Source organism: Mycobacterium sp., assembly GCF_050700595.1.
In the GTDB taxonomy this organism is placed as follows: domain Bacteria; phylum Actinomycetota; class Actinomycetes; order Mycobacteriales; family Mycobacteriaceae; genus Mycobacterium.
On record NZ_JBOHHI010000018.1, the window covers coordinates 1 to 1,968 of the forward strand.

Below are 1,968 nucleotides of genomic sequence, written 5' to 3' on the forward strand. Positions count from 1 at the left end.
CCACCATCGAGGACACCGACAACACCGGCAACCCCAACCCATCGGCCAACTCCACCGACACCGCCGACGGACCCACCGGCGCAATCCGCGCCCGCACCGCCGACGCACCCGCGGCATGCAACGACACGCCTTGCCAGGAGAACGGCACCAGCACACCGTCACTGGCGCCAGTGGCGCCATCGGTGGCCACGATCACCGCGTGTAGCGCCGCATCGAGGACCGCCGGATGCACACCGAACCCGGTTACGCTCCCGGCCGCCTCGGGCAGTGTCACCTCGGCGAACACCTCCTCGCCGCGCCGCCACATCGCAATGAGCCCCTGGAACGCCGGACCATACCCGTAGCCGCACGCCGCCAACCGCTCGTAGGTTCCCGCCAGATCAACCGGCGCGGCACCGGCGGGCGGCCACACCGACAAATTCGCGCCCGCTTCGACGCCCCGGGACGTCAGCACACCTTCGGCGTGCAATACCCATCCACCGTCGGCACGGGAGAACACCGAAACGGTACGGGAGCCGGTCTGATCTGGCCCGCCGACCACCACCTGGACGGCCACCGACCCGGCAGGCGGCAGCACCAACGGTGCGGCCAGCATCAGCTCGTCGACGATTCCACAACCGACTTCGTCGCCGGCGCGGATCACCAACTCGACAAAACCCGCTCCGGGGAACACGACGACGCCGCCGACGGCGTGGTCAGTCAGCCAGGGCTGCGACGCGGGTGACAGCCGACCGGTCAGCACCACTCCGCCCGAGGCCGGTAGTTCCACCACCGCACCCAGCAGCGGATGCTCACTGGCCGCCAATCCCAGACCGGCGGCATCGACGGCGGCTCCTTCGCTGGACAACCAGAATCGCCGTCGCTCAAAGGCATACGTCGGTAACTCGGCGAACCGCCCGCAGCCCAACACTTTTCGCCAGTCGACCGGCGCGCCCGATACGAATGCGCGCGCCACCCCGTTGGTCAGGCTGGCCGGTTCGGGGTGGTCCTTGCGCAGCATGGGCACCGATACCGCTTCGGTGTCGGGCAGCGATTCGTCGATGGATACAGCCAGCCCGCCGCCAGGGCCGATCTCCAGGAAGCGGGTGGCGCCGGCCGACTGCGCGAAGCGCACACTGTCGGCGAACCGCACCGCGGCCCGGATGTGCTGCGCCCAGTACTGTGCGGAGGCGAAGTCATCGCCGGCCAGCTGCCCGGTCACGTTCGAGATGATCGGGATGGCGGGTTTCCCGACATGCAGTCCTCCGGCGACCGCGCTGAAGTCGCCGATCATCGGCTCCATCAATGCGGAATGGAACGCGTGCGAAACGGCGAGCCGGTGCGTTCTGCGGCCCTGCGCACGCAGTCTTTCGGCCACCGCGGCCACAGCGTTCTGGGCGCCGGAAACCACTACCGACGTCGGGCCGTTCACCGCTGCGATGCCGACATCGTCACCCAGCAGTGGTCGGACTTCGTCTTCGGCCGCCTGCACCGCGACCATGGCACCGCCTGCGGGCAGGGCTTGCATCAACCGGCCGCGCGCAACCACCAGGACCGCGGCGTTCTCCAAGGACAGCACTCCGGCGACGTGGGCGGCGGTCAGCTCGCCCACCGAGTGCCCCATCACGAAATCGGGGCGCAATCCCCAGGCTTCCAGCAGCCGGAACAGTGCTACTTCGACCGCGAACAGTGCGGGTTGAGCGAATTCTGTTGTGTTCAGCAGATTCTCGTTGTGGCCCCATATTACTTCGCGTAGCGGGCGCAGTAGATGGCGGTCGAGTTCGCCGACGACGGTGTTGAACGCTTCGGCGAATACCGGGTACGCGGCATGTAGTCCCATGCCCATGCCGAGCCATTGGGATCCTTGGCCGGGGAATACGAACACGGTCTTGCCGGCCGGGGTCGCCACACCGGAGACCACCGCGGCACCCGGCAGACCGTCGGCCAGCCCGGCCAACCCGGAAACCAACTGCTCGCGATCACCACCGA

1 protein-coding gene is annotated in these 1,968 nt (G+C 68.2%); it reads right to left on the reverse strand.

The genetic code is table 11. The annotated features are described in order from the left end of the window. A partial coding sequence (locus ACRDTL_RS01330; RefSeq protein ID WP_431504923.1) for an acyltransferase domain-containing protein occupies positions 1-1,968 on the reverse strand: 1,968 nt, incomplete at both ends.